Here is a 26405-nt window from a genome sequence, read left to right as displayed (position 1 = left end):
GACCGTCTGACCTGGCCGGAGCCTGGCCTATATCCAGTCGTCGGGCTCCGGCTCCGCGTCCATCTCCGGCCAGTGGTACGGCTCACCGGCATCCTGACCCCCGGCGCGGGCCGAAGCCTGGCCGGCTGCCGAAGCCTGGCCGGCTGCCCCGGACGGGCCGGACGAGCCGGACGAGCCCGACGCCGGAGCATCACCCGGCGCCGGAGCCCGGCCCGATGCCGGAGACCGGCCGGCCGCCTGGCCCGACAATGTGTCGGTGGCGGAGGCGGAGGGGTCGGCAGGAGCCGGACCGGACGGCCCGCCCAGCGACGCGAGCACCTCCAGCACCCCCTCCCCGTACGTGGTGAGCTTCTTCTCGCCGACCCCGCTGATCCCGCCGAGCTCCCCCACCGACGTCGGCCACACCGTGGCGATCTCCCGCAGTGTGGCGTCGTGGAAGATCACGTAGGCCGGGACGCCCTGCTCACGGGCCTGTTCGGCGCGCCAGGCGCGCAGCGCCTCGAAGGCCGGCAGCAGCTCCTCGGGCAGCTCGGCGGCGACCGCCTTGCCCTTGCGCTCACCCCGCCCGGAGGAGCCGGAGGACGAGGACCCCGACCGGGAGGTCACCGGCTTCTTCGGCTCCTTGCGCAGCGGCACGTCCCGCTCCCGCCGCAGCACCGCGCCGCTGGCCTCGGTCAGCACCAGCGTGCCGTACTCGCCCTCCACCGCGAGCAGCCCCTGGGCGAGCAACTGCCGTATGACGCCCCGCCATTCGGCCTCGGACAGCTCCTCGCCGATGCCGAACACGGACAGCTGGTCGTGGTCGAACTGGATGACCTTGCCGGTCCGCTTCCCCAGCAGGATGTCGACGATCTGCACCGCGCCGAACTTCTGTCCGCGCTCCCGCTGCAGCCGGACGACCGTCGACAGCGCCTTCTGTGCCGCGATGGTGCCGTCCCAGGTCTCCGGCGGGGTCAGGCAGGTGTCGCAGTTGCCGCAGCCGGACGGGTCGGGGTCCTGGCCGAAGTAGGCGAGGAGCTGGCCCCGGCGGCACTCGACCGTCTCGCACAGCGCCAGCATCGAGTCCAGGTGGGCCTGGGCCCGGCGCCGGAAGGCCTCGTCGCCCTCACCGGACTGGATCAGCTTGCGTTGCTGTATGACGTCGTTCAGCCCGTAGGCCATCCAGGCCGTCGAGGGCAGCCCGTCCCGGCCGGCCCGGCCCGTCTCCTGGTAGTAGCCCTCGACCGACTTGGGCAGGTCGAGGTGGGCGACGAAGCGGACGTCCGGCTTGTCGATGCCCATGCCGAAGGCGATGGTCGCCACCACGACCAGGCCGTCCTCCCGCAGGAAGCGGGACTGGTGGGCCGCACGCGTGCCCGCGTCCAGACCGGCGTGGTACGGGACCGCCTCGATGCCGTTGCGGCTGAGGAACTCGGCGGTCTTCTCGACCGAGTTGCGCGACAGGCAGTAGACGATGCCCGCGTCGCCCGCGTGCTCCTCGCGCAGGAAGCTCAGCAGCTGCTTCTTCGGATCGGCCTTGGGCACGATCCGGTACTGGATGTTGGGCCGGTCGAAGCTCGCCACGAAGTGGCGGGCCGTCGGCATGTTCAGCCGCTGGGTGATCTCCTGGTGCGTCGCGTGCGTGGCCGTCGCCGTCAGCGCGATGCGCGGCACGTCCGGCCAGCGCTCGCCGAGCAGGGACAGCGCCAGGTAGTCGGGCCGGAAGTCGTGGCCCCACTGGGAGACGCAGTGCGCCTCGTCGATCGCGAAGAGGGAGATCTTGCCGCGGGAGAGCAGATCGAGCGTGCTCTCCAGCCGCAGCCGCTCCGGTGCCAGGTACAGCAGGTCCAGCTCGCCGGAGAGGAACTCGGCCTCGACCATCCGCCGCTCGTCGAAGTCCTGCGTGGAGTTCATGAACCCGGCCCGCACGCCGAGCGCCCGCAGCGCGTCCACCTGGTCCTGCATCAGGGCGATGAGCGGGGAGACGACCACACCCGTGCCCGGCCTGACCAGGGACGGGATCTGGTAGCACAGCGACTTTCCGCCGCCGGTCGGCATGAGCACGACGGCGTCGCCGCCCGCCACCACGTGCTCGATGACCGCTTCCTGCTCGCCGCGGAAGGCCTCGTACCCGAAGACCCGGTGCAGCGCGGCCAGCGCCTCGCTCGCGTCGGCGCCGAGGGGCCCGGCGGGACCACTGCCCGCGCCGATCCCGGCCCCGGTCGCCCCGGCTCCGGTCACCGCGTCCAGTTCCGTCATCACACCCGTCCCGCCCGTAGCGCCCATCGTTGCGTCCCCCGTGCGTCGCGCCTCGACCACTGCGTCCACCATAGGCGCCCGCACCGACAGTCCCGGAGTTGTCCACAGGTCCCGCCCGGTGCAGGCGGTGCACAGACATACGTTCGACAGGGACCGGCGCGGCGGCCGGCCGTCCGGAAACGCCGTGGGGCCCGGCTCCCGAAGGAGACCGGACCCCATACAGCCCTACGCGGACGTCAGCGGACGAACACGCCCGCCTGCCCCGCCAGATCCAGGAAGTACTGCGGCGCCACGCCGAGCACCACCGTGACCGCCACTCCCACCCCGATCGCCGTCATCGTCAGGGGCGACGGCACGGCCACCGTCGGGCCCTCCGGCCGCGGCTCGCTGAAGAACATCAGCACGATGACGCGGATGTAGAAGAACGCCGCGATCGCCGACGAGATCACACCGATCACGACCAGCGGTGCCGCACCGCCCTCCGCCGCCGCCTTGAACACGGCGAACTTGCCCGCGAAGCCGGACGTCAGCGGAATGCCCGCGAAGGCCAGCAGGAACACCGCGAACACGGCCGCCACCAGCGGGGACCGGCGCCCGAGCCCCGCCCACTTGGACAGGTGCGTCGCCTCGCCCCCGGCGTCACGGACGAGCGTGACCACCGCGAAGGCCCCGATCGTGACGAACGAGTACGCGGCCAGGTAGAACAGCACCGAGGAGACACCGTCGGGCGTGGTCGCGATGACACCGGCGAGGATGAATCCGGCGTGCGCGATCGACGAGTACGCCAGCAGCCGCTTGATGTCGGTCTGCGTGATGGCGACGATCGCGCCGCCCAGCATGGTGACGATGGCCACGGCCCACATCACCGGCCGCCAGTCCCAGCGCAGGCCCGGCAGGACGACGTACAGCAGCCGCAGCAGCGCGCCGAACGCCGCCACCTTCGTCGCCGCCGCCATGAAGCCGGTCACCGGCGTCGGTGCGCCCTGGTACACGTCCGGCGTCCACATGTGGAACGGCACCGCGCCCACCTTGAACAGCAGGCCCATGACCAGCAGCGCGGCGCCGATCAGCAGCAGCGCGTCGTTGCCCATGGTGTCGGCGAGCGCCGGGTTGACGTCCTGCACGGTGCCGTCGACGACCTGCGCGATCGTGGCGTACGACATCGAACCCGCGTAGCCGTACAGCATGGCGATGCCGAACAGGGTGAACGCGGAGGCGAAGGCGCCGAGCAGGAAGTACTTGACCGCCGCCTCCTGTGACATGAGCCGCTTGCGGCGGGCCAGCGCGCACAGCAGGTACAGCGGCAGGGAGAGGACCTCCAGCGCCACGAACAGCGTCACCAGGTCGTTGGCCGCCGGGAAGACCAGCATGCCGGCGACGGCGAACAGCAGCAGCGGGAACACCTCGGTGGTGGTGAACCCGGCCTTGACCGCGGCCTTCTCGCTCTCGCTGCCCGGCACGGACGCGGCCTGCGCGGCGAAGGAGTCGACCCGGTTGCCGTGCGCCTCCGGGTCGAGGCGCCGCTCGGCGAAGGTGAACAGGCCCACCAACGCCGCCAGCAGGATCGTGCCCTGCAGGAACAGGGCCGGTCCGTCGACGGCGATCGCGCCCATCGCCGCGATGCGCGCCTTGGTCGTGCCGTACCCGTCGGCCGCGAGCGCCACGACCGCGGCGAAGGCGGCGGCGAGCGCGACGACGGAGACGAACATCTGGGCGTAGTAGCGGGACTTTCGCGGGACGAACGCCTCGATCAGGATCCCGACGATCGCCGCGCCGACGACGATCAGGGTCGGCGCCAGCTGTCCGTACTCGAACTTCGGTGCGTCGATCTTGGTGATCGGATCGGCCGCGGTTGTCCACAGGCTGTGGACGGCTGTTGCGCTCACTTGGCCGCCTCCACCTCGGGCTGGGGGTCCTTCTTCTGTACGTCGGACATGGTCTGCTTGACCGCCGGATCGATGATCTGTGTGACGGGCTTCGGGTAGACACCCAGGAAGATCAGCAGGACGACCAGCGGGGCGACGACCACGAGCTCACGGACCCGGAGGTCCGGCATCGCGGAGACCGCCGGTTTCACCGGGCCCGTCATCGTCCGCTGGTAGAGGACGAGGGTGTAGAGCGCGGCCAGGACGATGCCGAAGGTGGCGATGATGCCGATCACCGGGTACCGCGTGAACGTGCCGACCAGGACCAGGAACTCACTGACGAACGGTGCCAGCCCCGGCAGCGACAGCGTCGCGAGGCTGCCGATCAGGAACGTGCCGGCGAGCACCGGGGCGACCTTCTGCACACCGCCGTAGTCCGCGATGAGCCGCGAGCCGCGCCGGGAGATCAGGAAGCCCGCCACCAGCATCAGTGCGGCCGTCGAGATGCCGTGATTGATCATGTAGAGCGTCGCGCCGGACTGGCCCTGGCTGGTCATCGCGAAGATGCCCATGATGATGAAGCCGAAGTGGGAGATCGACGCGTACGCCACCAGCCGCTTGATGTCCCGCTGGCCGACCGCCAGCAGCGCCCCGTAGATGATGCTGATCAGGGCGAGGACGAGGATCGCGGGCGTGGCCCACTTGCTGGCCTCCGGGAAGAGCTGGAGGCAGAAGCGGAGCATGGCGAAGGTGCCGACCTTGTCGACGACCGCCGTGATGAGCACGGCGACCGGGGCGGTGGACTCCTGCATGGCGTTGGGCAGCCAGGTGTGCAGCGGCCACAGCGGCGCCTTCACCGCGAAGGCGAAGAAGAACCCGAGGAACAGCCAGCGTTCGGTGCCGGTCGCCATGTCGAGCGTGCCGTTGGCGCGGGCCTCGGCGATCTCCGTCAGCGAGAAGTTCCCGGCGACCACGTACAGGCCGATCACCGCGGCCAGCATGATCAGACCGCCGACCAGGTTGTAGAGGAGGAACTTCACGGCCGCGTAGGACCGTTGGGTCGCCGCCGCCTTCTCGCCGTGCTCGTGGGCACGGTCCCCGAAGCCGCCGATGAGGAAGTACATCGGGATCAGCATGGCTTCGAAGAAGATGTAGAAGAGGAAGACGTCGGTGGCCTCGAAGGAGAGGATCACCATCGCCTCGACGCCGAGGATCAGGGCGAAGAAGCCCTGCGTCGGCCGCCACCGGCTGCTGCCGGTCTCCAGGGGGTCGGCGTCGTGCCAGCCCGCCAGGATGATGAAGGGGATCAGCAGCGCCGTGAGCGCGATGAGCGCCACGCCGATGCCGTCCACGCCCAGTTCGTAGCGGACGCCGAAGTCGGCGATCCAGGCGTGGGACTCGGTGAGCTGGTAGCGGTCGCCGTCCGGGTCGAAGCGGACCAGGACGGTGATCGCCAGGGCGAGGGTGGCGAGCGAGAAGAGCAGCGCCAGCCACTTTGCGGCGGTGCGCTTCGCGGCCGGTACGGCGGCCGTGGCGATCGCCCCGACGGCCGGGAGCGCCGCTGTCGCTGTCAGCAGAGGAAAGGACATCGGTATCAGACCGCCCTCATCAGCAGGGTCGCGGCGACGATGACCGCCGCGCCGCCGAACATCGAGACCGCGTAGGAGCGGGCGAAGCCGTTCTGCAGCTTGCGCATCCGCCCGGAGAGGCCGCCGACCGAGGCCGCGGTGCCGTTGACGACGCCGTCGACCAGGGTGTGGTCGACGTAGACCAGGGACCGCGTGAGGTGCTCGCCACCGCGGACCAGGACGACGTGGTTGAAGTCGTCCTGGAGCAGGTCGCGCCGGGCCGCCCGGGTGAGCAGCGAGCCGCGCGGGGCGACGGCCGGGACCGGGCGGCGGCCGTACTGGGCCCAGGCGACGGCGACGCCGATGATCATGCAGGCGACGGTCGCGCCGGTGACCACGCCCGCGCTGATCGGCGGGTTGCCGTGGCTGTGCCCGGTGACGGGCTCCAGCCAGTGCAGGAACCGGTCGCCGATGCTGAAGAACGCGCCTCCGGCCACCGATCCGACGGCCAGCACGATCATCGGGATCGTCATGATCCTCGGCGACTCGTGCGGGTGCGGCGGGGTGTACTCGCCGCGCGTCTCGGCGGCGGGCTCCACGTCCGGCCGGGCCGGCGACGGCGTCGGGGCGTTGCGCCAGCGCTCCTCGCCGAAGAAGGTCATCAGCATCACGCGCGTCATGTAGAACGCGGTGATGGCCGCGCCGAGCAGGGCGCAGGCTCCGAGGATCCAGCCCTCGGTGCCGCCCTTGGCGAACGCCGCCTCGATGATCTTGTCCTTGGAGAAGAAGCCGGACAGGCCCGGGAAGCCGATGATGGCCAGGTAGCCGAGGCCGAAGGTGATGAACGTGACCGGCATGTACGTGCGCAGGCCGCCGTAGCGGCGCATGTCGACCTCGTCGTTCATGCCGTGCATGACCGAACCGGCGCCGAGGAACAGACCGGCCTTGAAGAAGCCGTGCGTCACCAGGTGCATGATCGCGAAGACGTAGCCGATGGGGCCGAGGCCGGCGGCGAGGATCATGTAGCCGATCTGCGACATGGTCGAGCCGGCCAGGGCCTTCTTGATGTCGTCCTTCGCGCAACCGACGATCGCACCGAACAGCAGCGTGACCGCGCCGACGATGGTGACGACCAGCTGCGCGTCCGGGGCGCCGTTGAAGACGGCCGCGGAGCGGACGATCAGGTAGACGCCCGCCGTCACCATGGTCGCGGCGTGGATGAGGGCCGAGACCGGGGTCGGGCCCTCCATCGCGTCCCCGAGCCAGGACTGCAGCGGCACCTGGGCGGACTTGCCGCAGGCGGCGAGCAACAGCATCAGGGCGATGGCGGTGAGCTTGTCCTCACCGGCCGCACCGGCGAGCCCGGCCTCCCCGTGGCCGCCGAGCACCGGCCCGAAGGCGAAGGTGCCGAACCACAGGAACATCAGCATGATCGCGATGGACAGGCCCATGTCGCCGACGCGGTTGACCAGGAAGGCCTTCTTGGCGGCCGTGGCGGCGCTGGGCTTGTGCTGCCAGAAGCCGATCAGCAGGTAGGAGGCGAGACCGACGCCCTCCCAGCCGACGTACAGCAGCAGGTAGTTGTCGGCGAGGACGAGGATGAGCATCGCCGCGAGGAACAGGTTCAGATAGCCGAAGAAGCGGCGGCGCCGCTCGTCGTGCTCCATGTACCCGACGGAGTACAGGTGGATCAGCGATCCGACGCCCGTGATCAGCAGCACGAACGTCATGGACAGCTGGTCGAGCTGGAAGGCGACATCCGCCTGGAAGCCCTCGACCGGGATCCAGCTGAACAGGTGCTGACTCAGGACACGGTTCTCGGCGTCCTGGCCCAGCATGTCGGTGAACAGCACCAGGCCGAGCACGAAGGAGACGGCCGCGAGCACGGTGCCGATCCAGTGGCCGACGGCGTCCAGCCGCCGGCCGCCGCAGAGCAGGACCGCCGCTCCGAGCAGGGGCGCCGCCACCAGCAGCGCAATGAGGTTCTCCACGATTCTTCCGACCCCTTACAGCTTCATCAGGCTGGCGTCGTCGACCGAGGCCGAGTGGCGGGCACGGAACAGGGACACGATGATCGCGAGCCCGACCACGACCTCGGCGGCGGCGACGACCATCGTGAAGAAGGCGATGATCTGGCCGTCGAGGTTGCCGTGCATCCGGGAGAAGGCGACGAACGCGAGGTTGCAGGCGTTGAGCATGAGCTCGATGCACATGAACACGACGATCGCGTTGCGCCTGATGAGCACGCCGGTGGCGCCGATCGTGAACAACATGGCCGCGAGGTAGAGGTAGTTGACGGGGTTCACTTGGACGCCTCCTCGGGCCGCTGGAACTTCGCCGGCCCGACCGCCCTGCGCTCCAGACGCTCCTCGGACCGCTGCTCCAGGGCCTTGAGGTCGTTGAGCGCCTCCTGCGAGACGTCGCGGATCTGGCCGCGCTCGCGCAGGGTCTTGCTGACGGTGAGGTCGGACGGGGTGCCGTCGGGCAGCAGGCCCGCGATGTCGACCGCGTTGTGCCGGGCGTACACACCGGGCGCCGGCAGCGGCGGCAGGTACCTGCCCTCGCGCACGCGCTCCTCGGCGAGCTCCCGCTGCGTCTTGGCGCGTTCGGTGCGCTCGCGGTGGGTGAGCACCATGGCGCCGACGGCGGCGGTGATGAGCAGGGCGCCGGTGATCTCGAACGCGAAGACGTACTTGGTGAAGAGGAGGGCGGCGAGGCCCTCCACATTGCCCCCGGCGTTCGCCTGGCCGGTGCCGTTGAACTCCGACAGGGACGCGTTGCCGATCCCGCCGACCAGCAGGACTCCGAAGCCGAGCCCGCACAGCAGGGCCAGCCACCGCTGGCCCTTGATGGTCTCCTTCAGGGAGTCCGCCGCGGTGACGCCGACGAGCATCACCACGAACAGGAACAGCATCATGATCGCGCCGGTGTAGACGACGATCTGCACGACGCCCAGGAAGTAGGCGCCGTTGGCGAGGTAGAACACCGCCAGGATGATCATGGTCCCGGCGAGGCAGAGCGCGCTGTGCACGGCCCGCTTCATGAGGATGGTGCACAGGGCGCCGATCACCGCGACGGTGCCGAGGATCCAGAACTGGACGGCCTCTCCGGTGGAGGTGGAGTAGGCGGCGAGCTGGGTGGTCATCGGCCGATCACTCCTTCCGACGCGGGTTCCGTCCCGCCGAAGGTCGAGTCGGCTTCCTGCACGACCTCGCCCTTGGAGTGGGCGACCTGCGGCTCGGTGCCGGGCGCGGCCTCCGTCACCAGGCCCCGGTAGTAGTCCTGCTCGTCGGTGCCGGGGTAGATGGCGTGCGGCGAGTCGACCATGCCCTCCTCGAGACCGGCGAGCAGCTGCTCCTTGGTGTAGATGAGGTTGGCCCGGCTGGAGTCGGCCAGCTCGAACTCGTTGGTCATCGTCAGCGCGCGGGTGGGGCAGGCCTCGATGCACAGGCCGCACAGGATGCAGCGGGCGTAGTTGATCTGGTAGACGCGGCCGTACCGCTCGCCCGGTGAGTAGCGCTCCTCGTCGGTGTTGTCCGCGCCCTCCACGTAGATCGCGTCGGCGGGGCAGGCCCAGGCGCACAGTTCACACCCGACGCACTTCTCCAGGCCGTCCGGATGGCGGTTGAGCTGGTGCCGTCCGTGGAAGCGCGGAGCCGTGGTCTTCTGCTGCTCGGGGTACTGCTCGGTCAGCCGCTTCTTGAACATGGCCTTGAAGGTCACGCCGAAGCCGGCCACGGGGTTCTGGAAGCCGGGCTTGGTGTCCTTGGGTTCCTCAGCCTTCGAGCGCTCGAGTTCCTCAGCCATCGGACGCCTCCTTTCCATCCGTAGATCCGCCCAGAGATCCGTCACTCTGAGTATCGGCCCCACCACTGACAATCAGCTCCCGCTCACGGCGCGAGCGGCGGCGCGGGACCGGCGGAAGTTCCTGTCCGGGCAGGGGCGGTACGGGGAATCCGCCCGCCATCGGGTCGAAGGCGGCCGGGGTCTCGGCCGGCTGTTCGGCCTTCTTGGCCTTCTCGCGGAACATGTCGGCGACGAAGGAGAGCAGCAACAGGGCGAGCACACCGCCGCCCACGTACAGGGCGATGTCGGCGAAGTCGTAGCCCTCGTTGCGGAAGGCCCGCACGCTCGCGACGAGCATCAGCCACACCAGGGAGACCGGGATGAGGACCTTCCAGCCGAGCTTCATCAGCTGGTCGTAGCGGACGCGCGGGAGGGTGCCGCGGATCCAGATGAACATGAACAGCAGCAGCTGGACCTTGACCGTGAACCACAGCAGCGGCCACCAGCCGTGGTTGGCGCCCTCCCAGAAGGTGCTGATGGGCCAGGGGGCCCGCCAGCCGCCGAGGAACAGGGTGGTGGCGACGGCCGAGACGGTCACCATGTTGACGTACTCGGCGAGCATGAACATCGCGAACTTGATCGACGAGTACTCGGTGTTGAAGCCGCCGACCAGGTCGCCCTCGGACTCCGGCATGTCGAAGGGGGCGCGGTTGGTCTCGCCGACCATCGTCACGATGTAGATGACGAAGGAGACCGGCAGCAACACGATGTACCAGCGGTCGGCCTGCTGCTCGACGATCGTCGAGGTCGACATCGACCCCGAGTACAGGAAGACCGAGGCGAAGGCGGCGCCCATCGCGATCTCGTAGGAGATCATCTGCGCGCAGGAGCGCAGGCCGCCCAGCAGCGGGTACGTCGAGCCGGAGCTCCAGCCCGCCAGCACGATGCCGTAGATGCCGACCGAGGCGACCGCGAGGATGTAGAGCATCGCGATCGGCAGGTCGGTGAGCTGCATCGTGGTGCGCTGGCCGAAGATCGAGATCTCGTTGCCGGCGGGGCCGAAGGGGATCACCGCGATCGCCATGAAGGCCGGGATCGCCGCGATGACCGGCGCGAGGACGTAGACCGCCTTGTCCGCGCGCTTGACGATCACGTCCTCCTTCAGCATCAGCTTGATGCCGTCGGCGAGCGACTGGAGCATGCCCCAGGGGCCGTGCCGGTTCGGGCCGATGCGCAGCTGCATCCACGCGACGACCTTGCGCTCCATGACGATGGAGACCAGCACGGTCACCATCAGGAAGGCGAAGCAGAACACCGCCTTGATGACGACCAGCCACCACGGGTCGGTGCCGAACATCGAGAGGTCTTCAGCGGCGAGGTACGGGCTCATGCCGCCGCCTCCTTGGGGGCTCATGCCTCCACCTCCTTGGGGGCCTCGCCGGCGAGCGTCGCCGGGCCGATGCGGACGAGGGAGCCGGGCCGCGCCCCGGTGTCGGAGGCGACGCCGCCGCCGGTGGAGTTCAGCGGCAGCCACACCACCCGGTCGGGCATGTCGCTGATCTGGAGCGGGAGTTCCACGACCCCCTGGGGGCCGGTCACGGCGAGCAGGTCGCCCTCCTTGACGCCCGCCTCGGCGGCCGTCAAGGAGGACACCCGCGCGCGGGCGGCGTGCCGGGTCCCGGCGAGCGCCTCGTCGCCCTGCTGGAGGAGCCCTTGGTCGAGCAGCAGCCGGTGTCCGGCGAGCACCGCTTCCCCGGTGGCCGGCCGCGGCAGCGCGGCCGCGGTCTCCACGGGTTCACCCGCCCGCGGCCCGTCCCAGGCGCCGAGCCGGTCGATCTCGCCGCGCACGGTGCGCAGGTCCGGCAGTCCGAGGTGGACGTCCATGGCGTCGGCCAGCATCTGCAGCACGCGCGCGTCGGTGGGCGCGGGGCGGCGGGTCATCTGGTCGGGCTTGAGCGCCGCCTCGAAGAAGCGGATGCGGCCTTCCCAGTTGAGGAAGGTGCCGGCCTTCTCGGCGACCGCCGCGACGGGCAGCACGACATCGGCCTTGCGGCTGACCTCGCTCGGCCGCAGCTCCAGCGAGACCAGGAAGCCCACCTCGTCGAGCGCCGCACGCGCGCGTGCCGGGTCGGGCAGGTCCGCGATCTCCACACCCGCGACCAGCAGGGCCTGGAGCTCACCGGTCGCGGCGGCCTCCACGATCTGGCCGGTGTCACGGCCGTAGCGGTGCGGAAGCCCCGCGACGCCCCAGACGGCGGCGACCTCGTCACGCGCGCGGGGGTCGGTGGCCGGGCGCCCGCCCGGCAGCAGCGACGGCAGCGCGCCCGCCTCGATCGCGCCGCGTTCCCCGGCCCGGCGCGGGATCCACACCAGCCGGGCACCGGTCGCGGCGGCGGTACTGACGGCGGCGGTGAGCCCACCTGCCACGGCCGCCAGCCGCTCGCCGACGACGATCACCGCTCCCTCGGCGCGCAGCGCCTCGGCGGCGAGGGCACCGTCGTCCTCCAGGCCGGCACCGCTCGCCAGCGCGTCCAGCCACTCGGTCTCGGTGCCGGGAGCCGCCGGCAGCAGCGTGCCGCCGGCCTTCTCCAGACCGCGCGTGGCGTGCGTGGCCAGGGAATAGACCTTCTGCCCGTGCTTACGCCAGGCCTTGCGCAGCCGCAGGAAGACGCCGGGCGCCTCCTCCTCCGCCTCGAACCCGACCAGCAGGACGGCCGGAGCCTTCTCCAGCGCGGTGTACGTGACGCCCGTGCCGTCGAGGTCCCGGCCGCGCCCGGCGATCTGCGCGGCGAGGAAGTCGGCCTCCTCACCGCTGTGCACGCGCGCGCGGAAGTCGATGTCGTTGGTGTCGAGCGCCACGCGCGTGAACTTGCTGTACGCGTAGGCGTCCTCGACGGTGAGGCGGCCGCCGGTCAGGACACCGGTGCGGCCCCGGGAGGCCAGCAGCCCCTGGGCCGCGATCTGCAGCGCCTCCGGCCAGGAGGCCGGCTCCAGCTCGCCCTCGGCGTTGCGCACGAGCGGCGTCTCGAGCCGGTCGCGCTGCTGCGCGTACCGGAACCCGAACCGCCCCTTGTCGCAGATCCACTCCTCGTTGACCTCGGGGTCGTCGGCCGCCAGGCGCCGCATGACCTTGCCGCGCCGGTGGTCGGTGCGGGTGGCGCAGCCGCCGGAGCAGTGCTCGCACACCGACGGGGAGGACACCAGGTCGAAGGGGCGGGAGCGGAACCGGTACGCCGCCGAGGTCAGCGCGCCGACCGGGCAGATCTGGATGGTGTTGCCGGAGAAGTACGACTCGAACGGGTCGCCCTCGCCGGTGCCGACCTGCTGGAGCGCGCCCCGCTCGACCAGTTCGATCATCGGGTCGCCCGCGACCTGGTTGGAGAACCGGGTGCAGCGGGCGCACAGCACGCACCGCTCGCGGTCCAGCAGCACCTGCGTGGAGATCGGGACGGGCTTCTCGTAGGTCCGCTTGCGGCCCTCGAAGCGGGAGTCGGCGTCGCCGTGCGACATCGCCTGGTTCTGCAGCGGGCACTCGCCGCCCTTGTCGCAGACCGGGCAGTCCAGCGGGTGGTTGATGAGCAGGAGCTCCATCACACCCTTCTGGGCCTTCTCCGCGACCGGCGAGGTGAGGTGGGTCTTCACCACCATCCCGTCGGTGCAGGTGATGGTGCAGGACGCCATGGGCTTGCGCTGGCCCTCGACCTCGACGATGCACTGCCGGCAGGCACCGGCCGGGTCGAGCAGAGGGTGGTCGCAGAACCGGGGGATCTCGATGCCGAGCTGCTCGGCGGCCCGGATGACCAGGGTGCCCTTGGGCACGCTGATCTCGGCGCCGTCGATCGTCAGCGACACGAGGTCCTCCGGCGGGACCGCCGCTTCTCCCCCGCCGGAGGGAGAGCTGGTGGTCACGGTCATGCGTTCACCTCCGTGCGGTCGGCCCAGGCCGTCGACTTGGCCGGGTCGAAGGGGCAGCCCCGGCCCGTGATGTGCTGCTCGTACTCCTCGCGGAAGTACTTCAGCGAGGAGAAGATCGGCGAGGCGGCGCCGTCGCCGAGGGCGCAGAAGGACTTGCCGTTGATGTTGTCGGCGATGTCGTTCAGCTTGTCGAGGTCGGACATCTGTCCCTTGCCGGCCTCGATGTCGCGCAGCAACTGCACGAGCCAGTAGGTGCCTTCGCGGCAGGGCGTGCACTTGCCGCAGGACTCGTGGGCGTAGAACTCCGTCCAGCGCGTGACGGCACGGACCACGCAGGTCGTCTCGTCGAAGCACTGGAGTGCTTTCGTGCCGAGCATGGAACCCGCGGCGCCCACTCCTTCGTAGTCAAGGGGGACGTCGAGATGCTCGTCGGTGAACATCGGGGTCGAGGAGCCGCCCGGCGTCCAGAACTTGAGGCGGTGCCCGGGGCGCATCCCGCCGCTCATCTCGAGCAGCTGGCGGAGTGTGATCCCGAGCGGCGCCTCGTACTGGCCGGGGCTGGCGACGTGGCCGGACAGGGAGTAGAGCGTGAAGCCGGGCGACTTCTCACTGCCCATCGAGCGGAACCATTCCTTGCCCCGCTGCAGGATCGCGGGAACCGACGCGATCGATTCGACGTTGTTCACCACAGTCGGGCACGCATAGAGGCCCGCGACGGCAGGGAAGGGGGGACGAAGCCGCGGCTGGCCCCGGCGGCCTTCGAGCGAGTCGAGCAGTGCGGTCTCCTCACCGCAGATGTACGCGCCCGCGCCCGCGTGCACGGTGATGTCGAGGTCGAGTCCGCTGTCCAGGATGTTCTCGCCGAGGAAGCCGGCCTCGTACGCCTCGCGCACGGCGGAGTGCAACCGCCGCAGCACGGGGACGACTTCACCACGCAGATAGATGAAGGCGTGCGACGACCTGATGGCGTAACACGCGATGATCATGCCCTCGATGAGGCTGTGCGGGTTCGCGAAGAGGAGCGGGATGTCCTTGCACGTCCCCGGCTCCGACTCGTCGGCGTTGACAACAAGATAGTGCGGCTTTCCGTCCCCCTGGGGAATGAACTGCCACTTCATCCCGGTGGGGAAGCCCGCGCCGCCGCGCCCGCGCAGACCGGAGTCCTTGACGTACGCGATCAGGTCGTCCGGCGACATGGCGAGCGCCTTGCGCAGCCCCTCGTAGCCGTCGTGCCGCCGGTACACGTCCAGCGTCCAGGACTTGTCCTCGTCCCAGAAGGCCGACAGCACCGGTGCGAGCAGCTTCTCCGGGCTCATGTCCTTCAGCTCGGGTGCCAAGGTCATCACTCCCCCTCCTCGGCGGTGGGCCCGGCCGGGTGGGCCGGGTCGGAGGCCGACGTGTCCTGCGGCGCGTCGTGCGAGCTCAAGTGCTCCGTCGGCGACGGCTCGTGCGGTTCCCCGGTGCGGGCCGCCTCGCCGCGCGGGTGCACCACGCGCGCGGAGGACGACTCGCCCTTGGCGAGCTTCAGGCCCACCAGGGAGGCGGGTCCCGCGCTTCCCCCGGACTCCACGGCCCCCTCCCGCTCGTCGGGGAAGCCGGCCAGCACCCGGGCGGTCTCCTTGAAGGTGCACATGCGCGCCCCGCGGGTGGGCGTGACCGGCCGCCCGGCGCGCAGGTCGTCGACGAGGCTCTTGGCGCTGGCCGGGGTCTGGTTGTCGAAGAACTCCCAGTTGACCATCACGACCGGCGCGAAGTCGCAGGCCGCGTTGCACTCGATGTGCTCCAGGGTGACCTTGCCGTCGCCGGTGGTCTCGCCGTTGCCGACGCCGAGGTGCTCCTGGAGCTCCTCGAAGATCGCGTCCCCGCCCATCACGGCGCACAGGGTGTTGGTGCACACCCCGACCTGGTAGTCACCGCTCGGCCGGCGCCGGTACATGGTGTAGAAGGTGGCGACCGCGGTGACCTCGGCCGTGGTCAGGCCGAGGACGTCCGCGCAGAACTGCATGCCGGTGCGGGTGACATGTCCCTCCTCGGCCTGCACGAGGTGCAGCAGCGGCAGCAGGGCGGACCGGGAGTCCGGGTAGCGGGCGATGACCTCGCGCGCGTCCGTCTCCAGACGGGCCCGGACGTCGTCCGGGTAGGCGGGTGCGGGCAGTTCGGGCATGCCCAGGCTGACGCCCCGCTCGGAAGACGATGTGGTCACCGGTCGACGCCTCCCATCACGGGGTCGATGGACGCCACCGCGACGATGACGTCGGCGACCTGGCCGCCCTCGCACATCGCCGCCATGGCCTGCAGGTTGGTGAAGGACGGGTCGCGGAAGTGGACCCGGTAGGGGCGGGTGCCGCCGTCGGACACGACGTGCACCCCGAGTTCGCCCTTGGGCGACTCGACCGCCGCGTAGGCCTGCCCCGGCGGGACGCGGAAGCCCTCGGTGACCAGCTTGAAGTGGTGGATCAGGGCCTCCATGGAGGTGCCCATGATCTTCTTGATGTGGTCGAGGGAGTTGCCGAGGCCGTCGGGGCCCAGGGCGAGCTGGGCAGGCCAGGCGATCTTCTTGTCGGCGACCATGACCGGACCGGGCTGGAGCCGGTCCAGGCACTGCTCGACGATCCTCAGGGACTGGCGCATCTCCTCCAGCCGGATGAGGAAGCGGCCGTAGGAGTCGCAGGTGTCGGCGGTCGGGATCTCGAAGTCGTACGTCTCGTAACCGCAGTACGGCTGCGCCTTGCGCAGGTCGTGCGGCAGGCCGGTGGAGCGCAGGATGGGGCCCGTCGCGCCGAGGGCCATGCAGCCGGCCAGGTCGAGGTAGCCGACGTCCTGCATACGGGCCTTGAAGATGGGGTTCCCGGTGGCGAGCTTGTCGTACTCCGGGAGGTTCTTCTTCATCTTCTTCACGAACTCGCGGATCTGGTCCACCGCGCCGGGCGGCAGGTCCTGGGCGAGGCCACCGGGGCGGATGTACGCGTGGTTCATCCGCAGGCCGGTGATCAGCTCGTAGATATCGAGAATGAGTTCACGATCACGAAAGCCGTAGATCATGATCGTGGTCGCGCCGAGTTCCATGCCGCCGGTGGCGATGCACACCAGGTGTGAGGAGAGCCGGTTCAGCTCCATCAGGAGCACGCGGATGATCGAGGCGCGGTCCGGGATCTGGTCCTCGATGCCGAGGAGCTTCTCGACTCCGAGGCAGTACGCCGTCTCGTTGAAGAACGGCGTCAGGTAGTCCATGCGCGTCACGAACGTGGTGCCCTGCGTCCACGTCCGGTACTCGAGGTTCTTCTCGATACCGGTGTGCAGGTAACCGATTCCGCAGCGGGCCTCGGTGACGGTCTCGCCGTCGATCTCCAGGATCAGGCGGAGCACGCCGTGGGTGGAGGGGTGCTGCGGGCCCATGTTGACGACGATGCGCTCGTCGTCGGCGCGGGCCGCGGTCTCGACGACCTCGTCCCAGTCACCGCCGGTGACCGTGTAGACGGTGCCCTCGGTGGTCTCGCGAGGAGAAGCGTGCGAGGTGCTCATGAGTACGACCTCCGCTGGTCCGGAGCCGGGATCTGGGCGCCCTTGTACTCGACGGGGATGCCGCCGAGGGGATAGTCCTTGCGCTGCGGAAAGCCCTGCCAGTCGTCCGGCATCATGATCCGCGTCAGGGCGGGGTGGCCGTCGAAGACGATGCCGAAGAAGTCGTACGTCTCGCGCTCGTGCCAGTCGTTCGTCGGGTAGACCGAGAACAGCGACGGGATGTGCGGGTCGCTGTCGGGGGCGCTGACCTCCAGGCGGATCACCCGGTTGTGGGTGATCGAGCGCAGGTGGTAGACGGCGTGCAGCTCGCGGCCCTTGTCGTTCGGGTAGTGCACGCCGCTGACGCCGGTGCACAGCTCGAAGCGCAGGGCCGGGTCGTCGCGCAGGGTGCGGGCGACGAGGACGAGGTGCTCGCGCTCGATGTGGAAGGTCAGCTCGTCCCGGTCGACGACCGTCTTCTCGATGGCGTTGTCCGGGAGCAGGTCCTGCTCCTCCAGCGCGCCCTCCAGCTCGTCGGCGACCTCGTCGAACCATCCGCCGTAGGGGCGGGTCGCAGGTCCCGGGAGCCGGACCGAGCGGACCAGGCCGCCGTATCCGGTGGTGTCGCCGCCGTTGTTCGCGCCGAACATGCCGCGCTGGACGCGGATCTCCTCACCGCCCTGGCCGCGCTGGCCCGGGAGGTTCTCCGCGGAGAGGTCCTTCTCGGGGTTGACCCCGTTGCCGTTCGCGTCGCTCACCGCAGCAGCCCCTTCATCTCGATGGTGGGCAGTGCCTTGAGCGCCGCTTCCTCGGCCTCACGGGCCGCCTCCTCGGCGTTCACGCCGAGCTTGGAGCTCTGGATCTTCTGGTGGAGCTTGAGGATCGCGTCCATCAGCATCTCCGGCCGGGGCGGACAGCCGGGGAGGTAGATGTCGACCGGCACGATGTGGTCGACGCCCTGGACGATGGCGTAGTTGTTGAACATGCCGCCGGACGAGGCGCAGACCCCCATGGAGATCACCCACTTGGGGTTCGGCATCTGGTCGTAGACCTGCCGGAGCACCGGCGCCATCTTCTGGCTGACCCGGCCGGCGACGATCATCAGGTCCGCCTGGCGGGGCGAACCGCGGAAGACCTCCATGCCGAAGCGCGCCAGGTCGTAACGGCCGGCGCCGGTGGTCATCATCTCGATGGCACAGCAGGCGAGGCCGAAGGTGGCGGGGAAGACCGAGGCCTTGCGCACCCAGCCCGCGGCCTGCTCGACGGTGGTCAGCAGGAAGCCGCTCGGCAGCTTTTCTTCGAGTCCCATGACGTGTGGCCCCTCAGTCCCATTCCAGGCCGCCGCGCCGCCACACGTACGCGTACGCGACGAAGACGGTGAGCACGAAGAGCAGCATCTCCACGAGCCCGAAGATCCCCAGGGCGTCGAAGGTGACGGCCCAGGGGTAGAGGAAGACGATCTCGATGTCGAAGACGATGAAGAGCATCGCCGTCAGGTAGTACTTGATGGGGAAGCGCCCGCCACCGGCCGGCGTGGGGGTCGGCTCGATACCGCACTCGTAGGCCTCGAGCTTGGCCCGGTTGTACCGCTTGGGCCCGATCAACGTGGCCATGACCACGGAGAAGATCGCAAAGCCTGCCCCGAGGGCTCCCAGTACGAGGATGGGCGCATAAGCGTTCACCGCTCCTCGCTCCTCTCAGTCGGCACTGACTGCTGGCGGTTGGCGTCGGGCTCACATCCGCCCCACCTGTCCCCCGAACCCCGCCCGCCCCGGCGAAGATCGGGAACATGTGAAGCAGGTCACAAGCCCAACCGCGTGCATCTTATGCCCGACGCTCTGTGATCTGCGACACGGGGTATTGCACAAGCTTTGTGATCTCCACCACCTGACGATCGATCATGAAGTCGGATGAGCGGTGATCTTCACACCCGAAGCGTCCGAGTGATCACGAGAGGTGACATTTTGGCTCGTCAGCGCAGGCCGGAGGGGGCGTCTCAATATCAAGAGGGTTCTCTTGCATGCAAATTCGCGGTGGACTTGATCTCTTGATAGAGGCGCGTTCACACGTCAGGGGACTCACGGGGCGAGGTGTGGACGCGTGCACGCGTTCACGATCTTCGCGAGGTCGTGACACGGCCGTGATCTACGCGCCGGGACGCGACCGACAGGAGGGCCGTTCCGTGACCTCCATCACGTTGATGAGAGGCCCATGAGAACGGGGCTTGGCCAATCAACCCAACCGATGGTAGGCGCGGGGCAATTCGGGCGTATTGATCAAACACCGTGATCACAGGCTGGTCACGGGCCGCCCGCAATGTCCGTTACGGCGTCAATGGAGGGTCCCGTTCGGGGGATTTGGGGGCCCGATTGAGTAACTGTGGCGCAGCCCACGTTTCTTGAAGATATGAAGGAGCCCCTGGTACCGGTTATTCCCATGTCCCACACCGCTCACATACGCAGCCACCGGAAACCCCGCCGCAGCGCGACCTCCTCGATCGCCCTGCGCGCCGGCGTTGCCGGTGGCGTTCTCAGCATGGCAGCGGCGGGTGCGTCGGCCTCGGCGAACGCCGCCGAGCCGGTGACGCAGACCATCGAACTGCCCACCCTGACGGCCGATATGTCCGCTCAGGTCGCCCAGTCCGCCGCCACCACCCAGCAGGCCGCGGCGAACTACGAGCTGCGCGCCGAGCGTGACGCCGCCGCCGCCAAGGCCGCGGCGGAGGCCAAGAAGGACCTCGCCGAGGCGAAGGAGAAGGCGGAGGCCAAGAAGAAGGCCGCCGAGGCCGCACGCAAGGCCGCCGCCGAGCGGGCCAACCGCAGCACCGAGCGCGCCACCCTCTCCGCGTCCGCCTCCACGTCCGTGTCGGCGCCTGCCAGCGGCAGCGTCGCGACGGTCATCGCGTTCCTCAAGGCCCAGGTGGGCGACGCCTACGTCATGGGCGCCACCGGTCCCAACGCCTGGGACTGCTCCTCCCTCGTGCAGGCCGCGTACAAGCAGGTTGGTGTGGACCTGCCGCGCGTCTCGCAGGACCAGTCGATGGCCGGCACGGACGTCCCGCTCTCCAGCATCCAGGTCGGCGACATCCTGTACTGGGGCGGCAAGGGCTCCGCGTACCACGTGGGTGTCTACATCGGGAACGGCCAGTACCTGGACGCGGCGAACCCGTCCAAGGGCGTCGTCATCCAGGACCTGTCGGGCTACCCGGCGTCGGGCGCGGTCCGCGTCCTCTGACGTCGCACGCCGTCCGGAACCTCCGCACATACGGGCTCGAGGGCCGTTGCCACTCCAAGGCGACGGCCCTCCCGGCCTGTCCGGGCCCACGGGCTCCGGGCTGCCTTCCCTTGCCCCCGAGGCGCTCAGGAGGCCCTCAGGGCCCTTCTGAAGGCCCCTCGGCACCACGGCCCGCCCATGCGCTTCCGTCACTCCGGCATCTCGCGCCCGAATTGTCCCCATGTGGCAGGGTGTTGACGACGAGCCGTACGACCACGCCGGACACCTCGCCCCCCTGACGGGCCGAAAGTCCCGTACGCCCCGATTCGAACCGGCCCGACGGCCCCCCCACACCCGCATGCCGGGCTCGAACCCTGTCCGTCCGTGCGTCCGTCCGTTCAGGCCTTCGGGGCCACCCTGCTCAGTCCGTTGATGATGCGGTCCATCGCGTCGCCACCCGTCGGGTCGGTGAGGTTCGCGAGGAGCTTCAGCGTGAACTTCATCAGCATGGGGTGGGTCAGACCGCGCTGGGCCGCGATCTGCATGACCTTCGGGTTGCCGATGAGCTTCACGAAGGCGCGGCCGAGCGTGTAGTAGCCGCCGTAGGTGTCCTTCAGGACCCGCGGGTAGCGCTGGAGGGCCAGTTCGCGGCTCGCGGGCGTCGGCCGGGCGTGGGCCTGGACGATGACGTCGGCGGCGATCTGGCCGGACTCCATGGCGTAGGCGATGCCCTCGCCGTTGAAGGGGTTCACCAGGCCGCCTGCGTCACCGACGAGCAGCAGGCCCTTGGTGTAGTGCGGTTGGCGGTTGAAGGCCATCGGCAGGGCGGCGCCCCGGATCGGGCCGGTCATGTTGTCCGGCGTGTAGCCCCAGTCCTCCGGCATCGACGCGCACCAGGCCTTCAGGACCTCGCGCCAGTCCAGCTCCTTGAAGGAGTCGGAGGTGTTGAGCACGCCCAGGCCGACGTTGGAGGTGCCGTCGCCCATGCCGAAGATCCAGCCGTAGCCGGGCAGGAGCCGGTCCTCGGCGCCGCGGCGGTCCCACAGCTCCAGCCAGGATTCCAGGTAGTCGTCCTCGTGGCGCGGGCTGGTGAAGTACGTGCGCACCGCCACCCCCATCGGCCGGTCCTCGCGCCGGTGCAGGCCCATAGCGAGGGACAGCCGGGTGGAGTTGCCGTCGGCGGCGACGACGAGCGGCGCGTGGAAGGTGACCTCGCGCTTCTCCTCGCCGAGCTTGGCGTGCACCCCCGTGATGCGGCCCGTGCGGTCGTCGACGATCGGCGCGCCCACGTTGCACCGCTCGAAGAGCCGGGCTCCGGCCTTCTGGGCCTGCCGGGCGAGCTGCTCGTCGAAGTCGTCGCGCTTGCGGACGAGGCCGTAGTCGGGGAAGGAGGCGAGATCCGGCCAGTCGAGCTGGAGCCGCACCCCGCCGCCGATGATGCGCAGGCCCTTGTTGCGCAGCCAGCCGGCTTCCTCGGAGATGTCGATGCCCATGGCCACCAGCTGCTTGACGGCACGCGGGGTGAGGCCGTCGCCGCAGACCTTCTCGCGCGGGAACTCGGTCTTCTCCAGGAGGAGGACGTCGAGCCCCGCCTTGGCGAGGTGGTAGGCGGTGGTGGAGCCCGCCGGCCCCGCGCCCACGACGATCACATCGGCGGTGTTCTCCGAGAGGGGCTCGGTCACGACACTCACGGCGGGATCTCCCCAAGGTGCGGAATGGATGTGCCGGCCGGCACGGGACACGGGCAGTCTATGCAGCGGCATTCATCGCCCGGCTGAAGGGCTGCCCCGTGAACCGGGTTCCGCCCGCCGTGCGGCTGCGACTGCCCAGCCGCACGGTCGACGCCCGCAGCAGCCGTCCCCTCGCCGTGACGCGCTCGGGATGCGCCTCGCCGAGACGTTCCCGGCTCCGGCCTCGCGGCGGGCGGGCGCTGCCACCGGCTCGGCATCCCGCCGTTGACTCAGCGTAGTCGACTGTCACATCGGGCCACCGGTCGCTTCCGGGTGATACGGGGCGGGAGTTACCCTTCCTGTACCGCTGGGGGTGACATCTGTGCACATATCCCGCAATCCACCCGATGTGCGCGTACCGCGTCTGGTCGGCCTGATGGCCGTGGACGCGCGGGAGACGGCCCGGAGGCAGGGTCTCCTCCTCACCACGCCGGACCGGCCCGAGCTCCCGCTCGCCGTCGTCGACCACGTCGTACGCCAGTACCCGCGGCCGGGTGCCGAGGTGCCGCGGGACTCGATGGTCTACGTGTGGTTCGACTTCGGGCCGGGTGAGGGCGGTGGGGGTGTGCACGAACCGCGCGTCCCGCGTCCGCCCCGGGGCGGTCTCCAGCGCGAGCTGGACGAGCCGGGCGACCCCTCCGTGGCCCTCAGCTCGCCTTGAAGCCCCGGTGCAGTGCGACGATCCCACCGCTCAGGTTGCGCCAGGCCACCCGCGACCAGCCGGCCTTGCCCAGCCGCTCGGCCAGCGCGGGCTGGTCGGGCCAGGCGCGGATGGACTCGGCGAGGTAGACGTAGGCGTCGGGGCTGGAGGACACGGCCCGGGCGACAGGAGGCAGGGCGCGCATCAGGTACTCGGTGTAGACCGTGCGGAACGGCGCCCAGGTCGGGTGCGAGAACTCGCAGATCACGATCCGCCCGCCGGGCCGGGTCACCCGGAGCATCTCGCGCAGGCCGGCGTCCGTGTCCTGCACGTTGCGCAGCCCGAAGGAGATGGTGACGGCGTCGAAGGTGTCGTCCTTGAAGGGGAGCCTCGTCGCGTCGCCGGCGGTGTACGGCAGCCAGGGCTGCCGCTGCTTGCCGACCTGGAGCATGCCCTGGGAGAAGTCGCACGGGACGACATAGGCGCCGGTGCGGGCGAAGGGCAGCGAGGAGGTGCCGGTGCCCGCCGCGAGGTCGAGGATCTTCTGCGCGGGGCGCGCGTCGACCGCCTTGGCGACCTCCTTGCGCCATCGCCGGTCCTGGCCGAGGGACAGCACGTCGTTGGTCAGGTCGTACCGTTCCGCCACGTCGTCGAACATCGAGGCGACTTCGTGCGGCTGCTTGTCCAGGGATGCGCGGGTCACGGGCCCATTCTTGCAGCACGCCCTACGGGCAGGAGCCGCGGCTGCTTGCGTGCCACCGCTCGCCGGGCGTGCCGGGGGCTCCGGGGAACCTCGCCGGATCCCGCCGCGCGCCACCGTCTTCGTGAGAGGTTTGCTGCGGGGGGACGTGCTTTCCGTCCGTCCCCCTGAGCACACGAGTACGGGAGCGCACGTCATGAGGAGTTTCCGGACACCGGCGGCGGCCGGGCTGTGCTGTCTGTTCGCTCTCGCCACCTCCGCGTGTTCCGGGCAGGGCGACGCCGCCCCCACGGTGCCGGCCGGTCCCGGCACCTCGTCCGCCGCCGGAGCCGGCACCCCGCCCCCTTCCGCCGGCGGCACCTCGTTCGCTCCGTACGTCCAAACGGGGGAGGCCTCGGCCGCCGACTCGGCCGGCTCCCCCACGACGTACAACCTGGCGTTCGTCGTGGCCGACGGCGAGGACTGCGTCCCCCGCTGGGACGGCTCCCACCCCCTCGGCGACCCGGGAGTGGCTTCCCGCATCGCGAAACTCAAGGAGGGCGGCGGCCGGGTCCGGGTCTCCTTCGGCGGCGCCACCGGCAGGGAACTCGCGGCGACCTGCGACAGCGCGCCGGAACTGGCCGCGGCCTACGGCAAGGCGCTCGACGTGGCCGGTACGGACCTGGCCGACTTCGACATCGAGGGCGACGACCTGCGCGACTCCGCGTCCACGGCGCTGCGTTCGCAGGCGATCGCGCGGTTGCAGAAGGAACGGCCCGGCCTGAAGGTCTCGTTCACCCTGCCGGTGATGCCCAAGGGCCTCGGCAAGCACAGCCTGGCCCTTCTGGCCTCCGCCAACGACCACGCCGTGCGGGTCTCCACCGTCAACCTCATGACGATGAACTACGGCTCGAAGTACGACGGTGACATGGGCGACTACGCCCTCGCCGCCGCCGAGGCCGCGCACGCCCAGCTGCAGAAGACCTTCAGGACCTCGGCGACGACCGCCTGGCGGGGCATGGCGCTCACGCCGATGATCGGTGTCAACGACGTCGAGGGCGAGACGTTCACGCTCGCGGATGCCGCGGAGGTCCGGGCGTTCGCCGAGGAGAAGGGCATCGCCTGGGTGTCGATGTGGTCGACGGCCCGGGACCGGCAGTGCCCGGACGGCACCGATACGACGAAGGCGCCGACCCGCTGCAGCGGGGTGGCACAGCGGCCGGGGGCGTTCGGAAAGGCACTCGCGGGCTGACCGAGCCCCGGGGGCAGCTGTCCCCGTCCCTCAGGCGGCCGGCGGGCGACCCGGCCTCGGGGTCAGCGGGCCCGGTACACCAGGCGGCCGGCCAGTACGGTCGCCACGCAGGTGGCCGCGCCGCGCTCGCGCAGGGCCGTCCCGTCGGGTACGTCGAACACGGCCAGGTCGGCCCGGCCGCCGACGGTCAGCGGGGCGTGGACCGTGCCGCGCAGGTCGTACCCCTCCGCGAACGGGTCGAGGTCGGGCCGCTCACCGAGGAGCGTGCCGGGAGCGCCCGTGGTCCCCACGACGGCCAGCCCGGAGCGGGCGACGGCCGTGGCCACCAGCGGGTCGCGGAAACGGGCGCCGGGCGAGGCGACGGCCGTGGTGCCGTATCGCAGCATCCGCTGCACTCCGCGCCGCACGCTGCCCGACCAGCGGGTCTCGGTGAGGTCACCCAGGGCGGTCAACTTCTCGCCCCACAGCGGCTCTTCGCCCAGCTCGTCGGCTTCGCGCGGGTCGGGGTGGTAGCAGTGGCGCAGCAGCCACAGCGGGTGCCACTGGCGCAGACCGGGGGTGAGCACGCCCGGCCAGCGCCGCACCCGCGCGCCCGGAGCGTCCTCGACCGCCTCCTCGAACGGCCCGACGGCGGTGATCCGGTCGCCGTCCACCACGACGGCTCCGTCAACTACGGCGGTGTCGCCGCCGGGTGCGTCCGTGCCGGGGTCCGCGCCCGCCGTGAGGACCAGCGGGGCGGCGTGGATCGTCAGCACCGTGGGGTCAGTTGGGGGCCAGCAGCTTCAGCTCGGGGTGAGCCGTACCGCCCGCGATGGCCGTGGAGGAGATGTGCGAGACCACGCGGTCGTCGACCGGGTCGTTCGCCGGGTCGTCGTGGACGACGAGGTGCTCGTAGGTGGTGGCGCGCTGGGCGGGCACCCGGCCCGCCTTCCGGATCAGATCGATGATCTCCATCCGGTTGGAACGGTGCTTGGCACCGGCCGACGACACCACGTTCTCCTCCAGCATGATCGAGCCGAGGTCGTCGGCGCCGTAGTGCAGGGAGAGCTGGCCGACCTCCTTGCCCGTGGTCAGCCAGGAGCCCTGGATGTGGGCGATGTTGTCCATGAACAGCCGCGCGATGGCGATCATCCGCAGGTACTCGAAGAGCGTCGCCTGCGTGCGGCCCTTCAGGTGGTTGTTCTCCGGCTGGTAGGTGTACGGGATGAACGCGCGGAAGCCGCCCGTGCGGTCCTGGACGTCCCGGATCATCCGCAGGTGCTCGATGCGCTCGGCGTTGGTCTCGCCGGTGCCCATGAGCATGGTGGAGGTGGACTCCACGCCCAGGTTGTGGGCGATCTCCATGATCTCCAGCCAGCGCTCGCCGGACTCCTTCAGCGGGGCGATGGCCTTGCGGGGCCGCTCGGGCAGCAGCTCGGCGCCGGCACCGGCGAAGGAGTCGAGGCCGGCGGCGTGGATGCGCCGGATGGCCTCCTCCACACTCACCTTAGAGATCCGGGCCATGTGCTCGACCTCGGACGCCCCCAGGCTGTGGATGACCAGCTGCGGGAATTCCTTCTTGATCGCGGCGAAGTGCTTCTCGTAGTACTCGACGCCGTAGTCCGGGTGGTGCCCGCCCTGGAACATGATCTGCGTGCCGCCCAGCTCGACGGTCTCCGCGCAGCGGCGCAGGATGTCGTCCAGGTCGCGCGTCCAGCCCTTGGCCGTGTCCTTGGGGGCGGCGTAGAACGCGCAGAAGCGGCACGCCGTGACGCAGACGTTCGTGTAGTTGATGTTGCGCTCGATGATGTACGTCGCGATGTGCTCGGTCCCGGCGTACCGGCGGCGGCGTACGGCGTCGGCGGCGGCGCCCAGGGCGTGCAGCGGGGCGTCCCGGTACAGCACGAGCGCCTCGTCCGGGGTGATCCGCCCACCGGCGGCTGCACGGTCGAGGATGGGCTGAAGGTCGGCCTTCTCGGTCACCGGGCGTCCCTTTCGTAAGGGTTGTGGACGGACCAGCCCAGCGTACGCCAGGGCTT

At 70.2% G+C, this 26405-nt stretch carries 22 protein-coding genes; 3 read left to right on the top strand and 19 right to left on the bottom strand.

Annotated features, from left to right (window positions below; genetic code table 11):
- Positions 1-27: 27 nt before the first annotated feature.
- From recQ to AB0B29_RS05275, 15 genes are all read right to left on the bottom strand, one after another.
- Positions 28-2238, bottom strand: coding sequence for a DNA helicase RecQ (gene recQ / locus AB0B29_RS05345; protein WP_436845790.1), 2211 nt, complete (start codon positions 2236-2238; stop codon positions 28-30).
- Positions 2239-2474: 236 nt separating this feature from the next.
- A complete protein-coding gene (gene nuoN, locus AB0B29_RS05340; RefSeq protein WP_362234289.1) occupies positions 2475-4124 on the bottom strand; it encodes an NADH-quinone oxidoreductase subunit NuoN in 1650 nt (549 codons plus the stop codon).
- Positions 4121-5692, bottom strand: coding sequence for an NADH-quinone oxidoreductase subunit M (locus AB0B29_RS05335; protein ID WP_362234287.1), 1572 nt, complete (start codon positions 5690-5692; stop codon positions 4121-4123). Before AB0B29_RS05335 ends, nuoN begins: the two co-directional genes overlap by 4 nt.
- A gap of 5 nt (positions 5693-5697) precedes the next feature.
- On the bottom strand, positions 5698-7662 hold the full coding sequence (gene nuoL, locus AB0B29_RS05330) for an NADH-quinone oxidoreductase subunit L (protein WP_362234284.1): 1965 nt from the start codon (positions 7660-7662) through the stop codon (positions 5698-5700).
- Between the two features lie 15 nt (positions 7663-7677).
- Complete coding sequence (nuoK, locus tag AB0B29_RS05325; protein WP_193482421.1) at positions 7678-7977, bottom strand: NADH-quinone oxidoreductase subunit NuoK; 300 nt, start codon at positions 7975-7977, stop codon at positions 7678-7680.
- Entirely contained in the window at positions 7974-8816 is an 843-nt protein-coding gene (locus AB0B29_RS05320; protein WP_362234282.1) for an NADH-quinone oxidoreductase subunit J, read from the bottom strand. Before AB0B29_RS05320 ends, nuoK begins: the two co-directional genes overlap by 4 nt.
- On the bottom strand, positions 8813-9478 hold the full coding sequence (gene nuoI / locus AB0B29_RS05315; RefSeq protein WP_362234280.1) for an NADH-quinone oxidoreductase subunit NuoI: 666 nt from the start codon (positions 9476-9478) through the stop codon (positions 8813-8815). Before nuoI ends, AB0B29_RS05320 begins: the two co-directional genes overlap by 4 nt.
- Complete coding sequence (nuoH, locus tag AB0B29_RS05310; RefSeq protein WP_362235627.1) at positions 9471-10847, bottom strand: NADH-quinone oxidoreductase subunit NuoH; 1377 nt, start codon at positions 10845-10847, stop codon at positions 9471-9473. The genes nuoI and nuoH overlap by 8 nt, the downstream gene beginning before the upstream one ends.
- A 20-nt stretch (positions 10848-10867) precedes the next feature.
- Positions 10868-13372, bottom strand: a complete 2505-nt coding sequence (locus tag AB0B29_RS05305) for an NADH-quinone oxidoreductase subunit G (protein ID WP_362234278.1) — start codon at positions 13370-13372, stop codon at positions 10868-10870.
- A complete protein-coding gene (gene nuoF, locus AB0B29_RS05300; protein WP_436845789.1) occupies positions 13369-14715 on the bottom strand; it encodes an NADH-quinone oxidoreductase subunit NuoF in 1347 nt (448 codons plus the stop codon). The genes AB0B29_RS05305 and nuoF overlap by 4 nt, the downstream gene beginning before the upstream one ends.
- Positions 14715-15575 carry an NADH-quinone oxidoreductase subunit NuoE gene (nuoE, locus tag AB0B29_RS05295; protein WP_362234272.1) on the bottom strand — a complete coding sequence of 287 codons (861 nt, stop codon included), beginning with the start codon at positions 15573-15575 and terminating at the stop codon, positions 14715-14717. The genes nuoF and nuoE overlap by 1 nt, the downstream gene beginning before the upstream one ends.
- On the bottom strand, positions 15572-16894 hold the full coding sequence (locus tag AB0B29_RS05290) for an NADH-quinone oxidoreductase subunit D (protein ID WP_053669589.1): 1323 nt from the start codon (positions 16892-16894) through the stop codon (positions 15572-15574). Before AB0B29_RS05290 ends, nuoE begins: the two co-directional genes overlap by 4 nt.
- On the bottom strand, positions 16891-17631 hold the full coding sequence (locus AB0B29_RS05285) for an NADH-quinone oxidoreductase subunit C (protein WP_362234270.1): 741 nt from the start codon (positions 17629-17631) through the stop codon (positions 16891-16893). Before AB0B29_RS05285 ends, AB0B29_RS05290 begins: the two co-directional genes overlap by 4 nt.
- Positions 17628-18182 (bottom strand): NuoB/complex I 20 kDa subunit family protein, encoded by a 555-nt coding sequence (locus tag AB0B29_RS05280; protein ID WP_007383964.1) that lies wholly within the window; start codon positions 18180-18182, stop codon positions 17628-17630. Before AB0B29_RS05280 ends, AB0B29_RS05285 begins: the two co-directional genes overlap by 4 nt.
- A 13-nt stretch (positions 18183-18195) precedes the next feature.
- A complete protein-coding gene (locus tag AB0B29_RS05275; protein ID WP_003992243.1) occupies positions 18196-18555 on the bottom strand; it encodes an NADH-quinone oxidoreductase subunit A in 360 nt (119 codons plus the stop codon).
- 724 nt (positions 18556-19279) lie between these two features.
- Here AB0B29_RS05275 and AB0B29_RS05270 point away from each other — a divergent pair.
- Positions 19280-20107, top strand: a complete 828-nt coding sequence (locus tag AB0B29_RS05270) for a C40 family peptidase (RefSeq protein WP_362234267.1) — start codon at positions 19280-19282, stop codon at positions 20105-20107.
- A 377-nt stretch (positions 20108-20484) separates the two neighbouring features.
- On the opposite strand, the gene AB0B29_RS05265 is transcribed toward AB0B29_RS05270, so the two are convergent.
- Positions 20485-21777: a geranylgeranyl reductase family protein gene (locus tag AB0B29_RS05265; protein ID WP_362234265.1), complete on the bottom strand. Its 1293-nt coding sequence runs from the start codon at positions 21775-21777 to the stop codon at positions 20485-20487.
- Between the two features lie 388 nt (positions 21778-22165).
- On the opposite strand from AB0B29_RS05265, the gene AB0B29_RS05260 reads away from it, so the two are divergent.
- Positions 22166-22477 carry a PASTA domain-containing protein gene (locus AB0B29_RS05260; RefSeq protein ID WP_362234262.1) on the top strand — a complete coding sequence of 104 codons (312 nt, stop codon included), beginning with the start codon at positions 22166-22168 and terminating at the stop codon, positions 22475-22477.
- Here AB0B29_RS05260 and AB0B29_RS05255 read toward each other — a convergent pair.
- Positions 22464-23159, bottom strand: coding sequence for a demethylmenaquinone methyltransferase (locus AB0B29_RS05255; protein WP_362234259.1), 696 nt, complete (start codon positions 23157-23159; stop codon positions 22464-22466). The genes AB0B29_RS05260 and AB0B29_RS05255 overlap by 14 nt on opposite strands.
- A gap of 193 nt (positions 23160-23352) precedes the next feature.
- Between AB0B29_RS05255 and AB0B29_RS05250 the strand changes: the two genes are divergently transcribed.
- Positions 23353-24387 carry a chitinase gene (locus AB0B29_RS05250; protein ID WP_362234257.1) on the top strand — a complete coding sequence of 345 codons (1035 nt, stop codon included), beginning with the start codon at positions 23353-23355 and terminating at the stop codon, positions 24385-24387.
- Positions 24388-24449: 62 nt separating this feature from the next.
- Here AB0B29_RS05250 and AB0B29_RS05245 read toward each other — a convergent pair whose 3' ends face one another.
- Positions 24450-25142: an imidazolonepropionase-like domain-containing protein gene (locus AB0B29_RS05245; protein ID WP_362234254.1), complete on the bottom strand. Its 693-nt coding sequence runs from the start codon at positions 25140-25142 to the stop codon at positions 24450-24452.
- A gap of 7 nt (positions 25143-25149) precedes the next feature.
- Positions 25150-26349: a cyclic dehypoxanthinyl futalosine synthase gene (mqnC, locus tag AB0B29_RS05240; protein WP_362234251.1), complete on the bottom strand. Its 1200-nt coding sequence runs from the start codon at positions 26347-26349 to the stop codon at positions 25150-25152.
- Positions 26350-26405 lie beyond the last annotated feature (56 nt).

Origin of the sequence: Streptomyces tibetensis (assembly GCF_040647715.1) — a bacterium.
GTDB classification, from domain to species: Bacteria; Actinomycetota; Actinomycetes; order Streptomycetales; family Streptomycetaceae; genus Streptomyces; species Streptomyces tibetensis_A.
This window is presented reverse-complemented; position numbering and strand designations above follow the sequence as displayed.

Excerpts from the sequence above, each read along its gene's own strand:
- recQ (WP_436845790.1), bottom strand. The coding sequence starts at position 2,238 with ATGACGGAACTGGACGCGGTGACCGGAGCCGGGGCGACCGGGGCCGGG.
- AB0B29_RS05335 (WP_362234287.1), bottom strand. The coding sequence starts at position 5,692 with ATGTCCTTTCCTCTGCTGACAGCGACAGCGGCGCTCCCGGCCGTCGGG.
- AB0B29_RS05320 (WP_362234282.1), bottom strand. The coding sequence starts at position 8,816 with ATGACCACCCAGCTCGCCGCCTACTCCACCTCCACCGGAGAGGCCGTC.
- nuoI (WP_362234280.1), bottom strand. The coding sequence starts at position 9,478 with ATGGCTGAGGAACTCGAGCGCTCGAAGGCTGAGGAACCCAAGGACACC.
- nuoH (WP_362235627.1), bottom strand. The coding sequence starts at position 10,847 with ATGAGCCCGTACCTCGCCGCTGAAGACCTCTCGATGTTCGGCACCGAC.
- AB0B29_RS05305 (WP_362234278.1), bottom strand. The coding sequence starts at position 13,372 with ATGACCGTGACCACCAGCTCTCCCTCCGGCGGGGGAGAAGCGGCGGTC.
- nuoF (WP_436845789.1), bottom strand. The coding sequence starts at position 14,715 with ATGACCTTGGCACCCGAGCTGAAGGACATGAGCCCGGAGAAGCTGCTC.
- AB0B29_RS05290 (WP_053669589.1), bottom strand. The coding sequence starts at position 16,894 with ATGAGCACCTCGCACGCTTCTCCTCGCGAGACCACCGAGGGCACCGTC.
- AB0B29_RS05280 (WP_007383964.1), bottom strand. The coding sequence starts at position 18,182 with ATGGGACTCGAAGAAAAGCTGCCGAGCGGCTTCCTGCTGACCACCGTC.
- AB0B29_RS05270 (WP_362234267.1), top strand. The coding sequence starts at position 19,280 with ATGAAGGAGCCCCTGGTACCGGTTATTCCCATGTCCCACACCGCTCAC.
- AB0B29_RS05250 (WP_362234257.1), top strand. The coding sequence starts at position 23,353 with ATGAGGAGTTTCCGGACACCGGCGGCGGCCGGGCTGTGCTGTCTGTTC.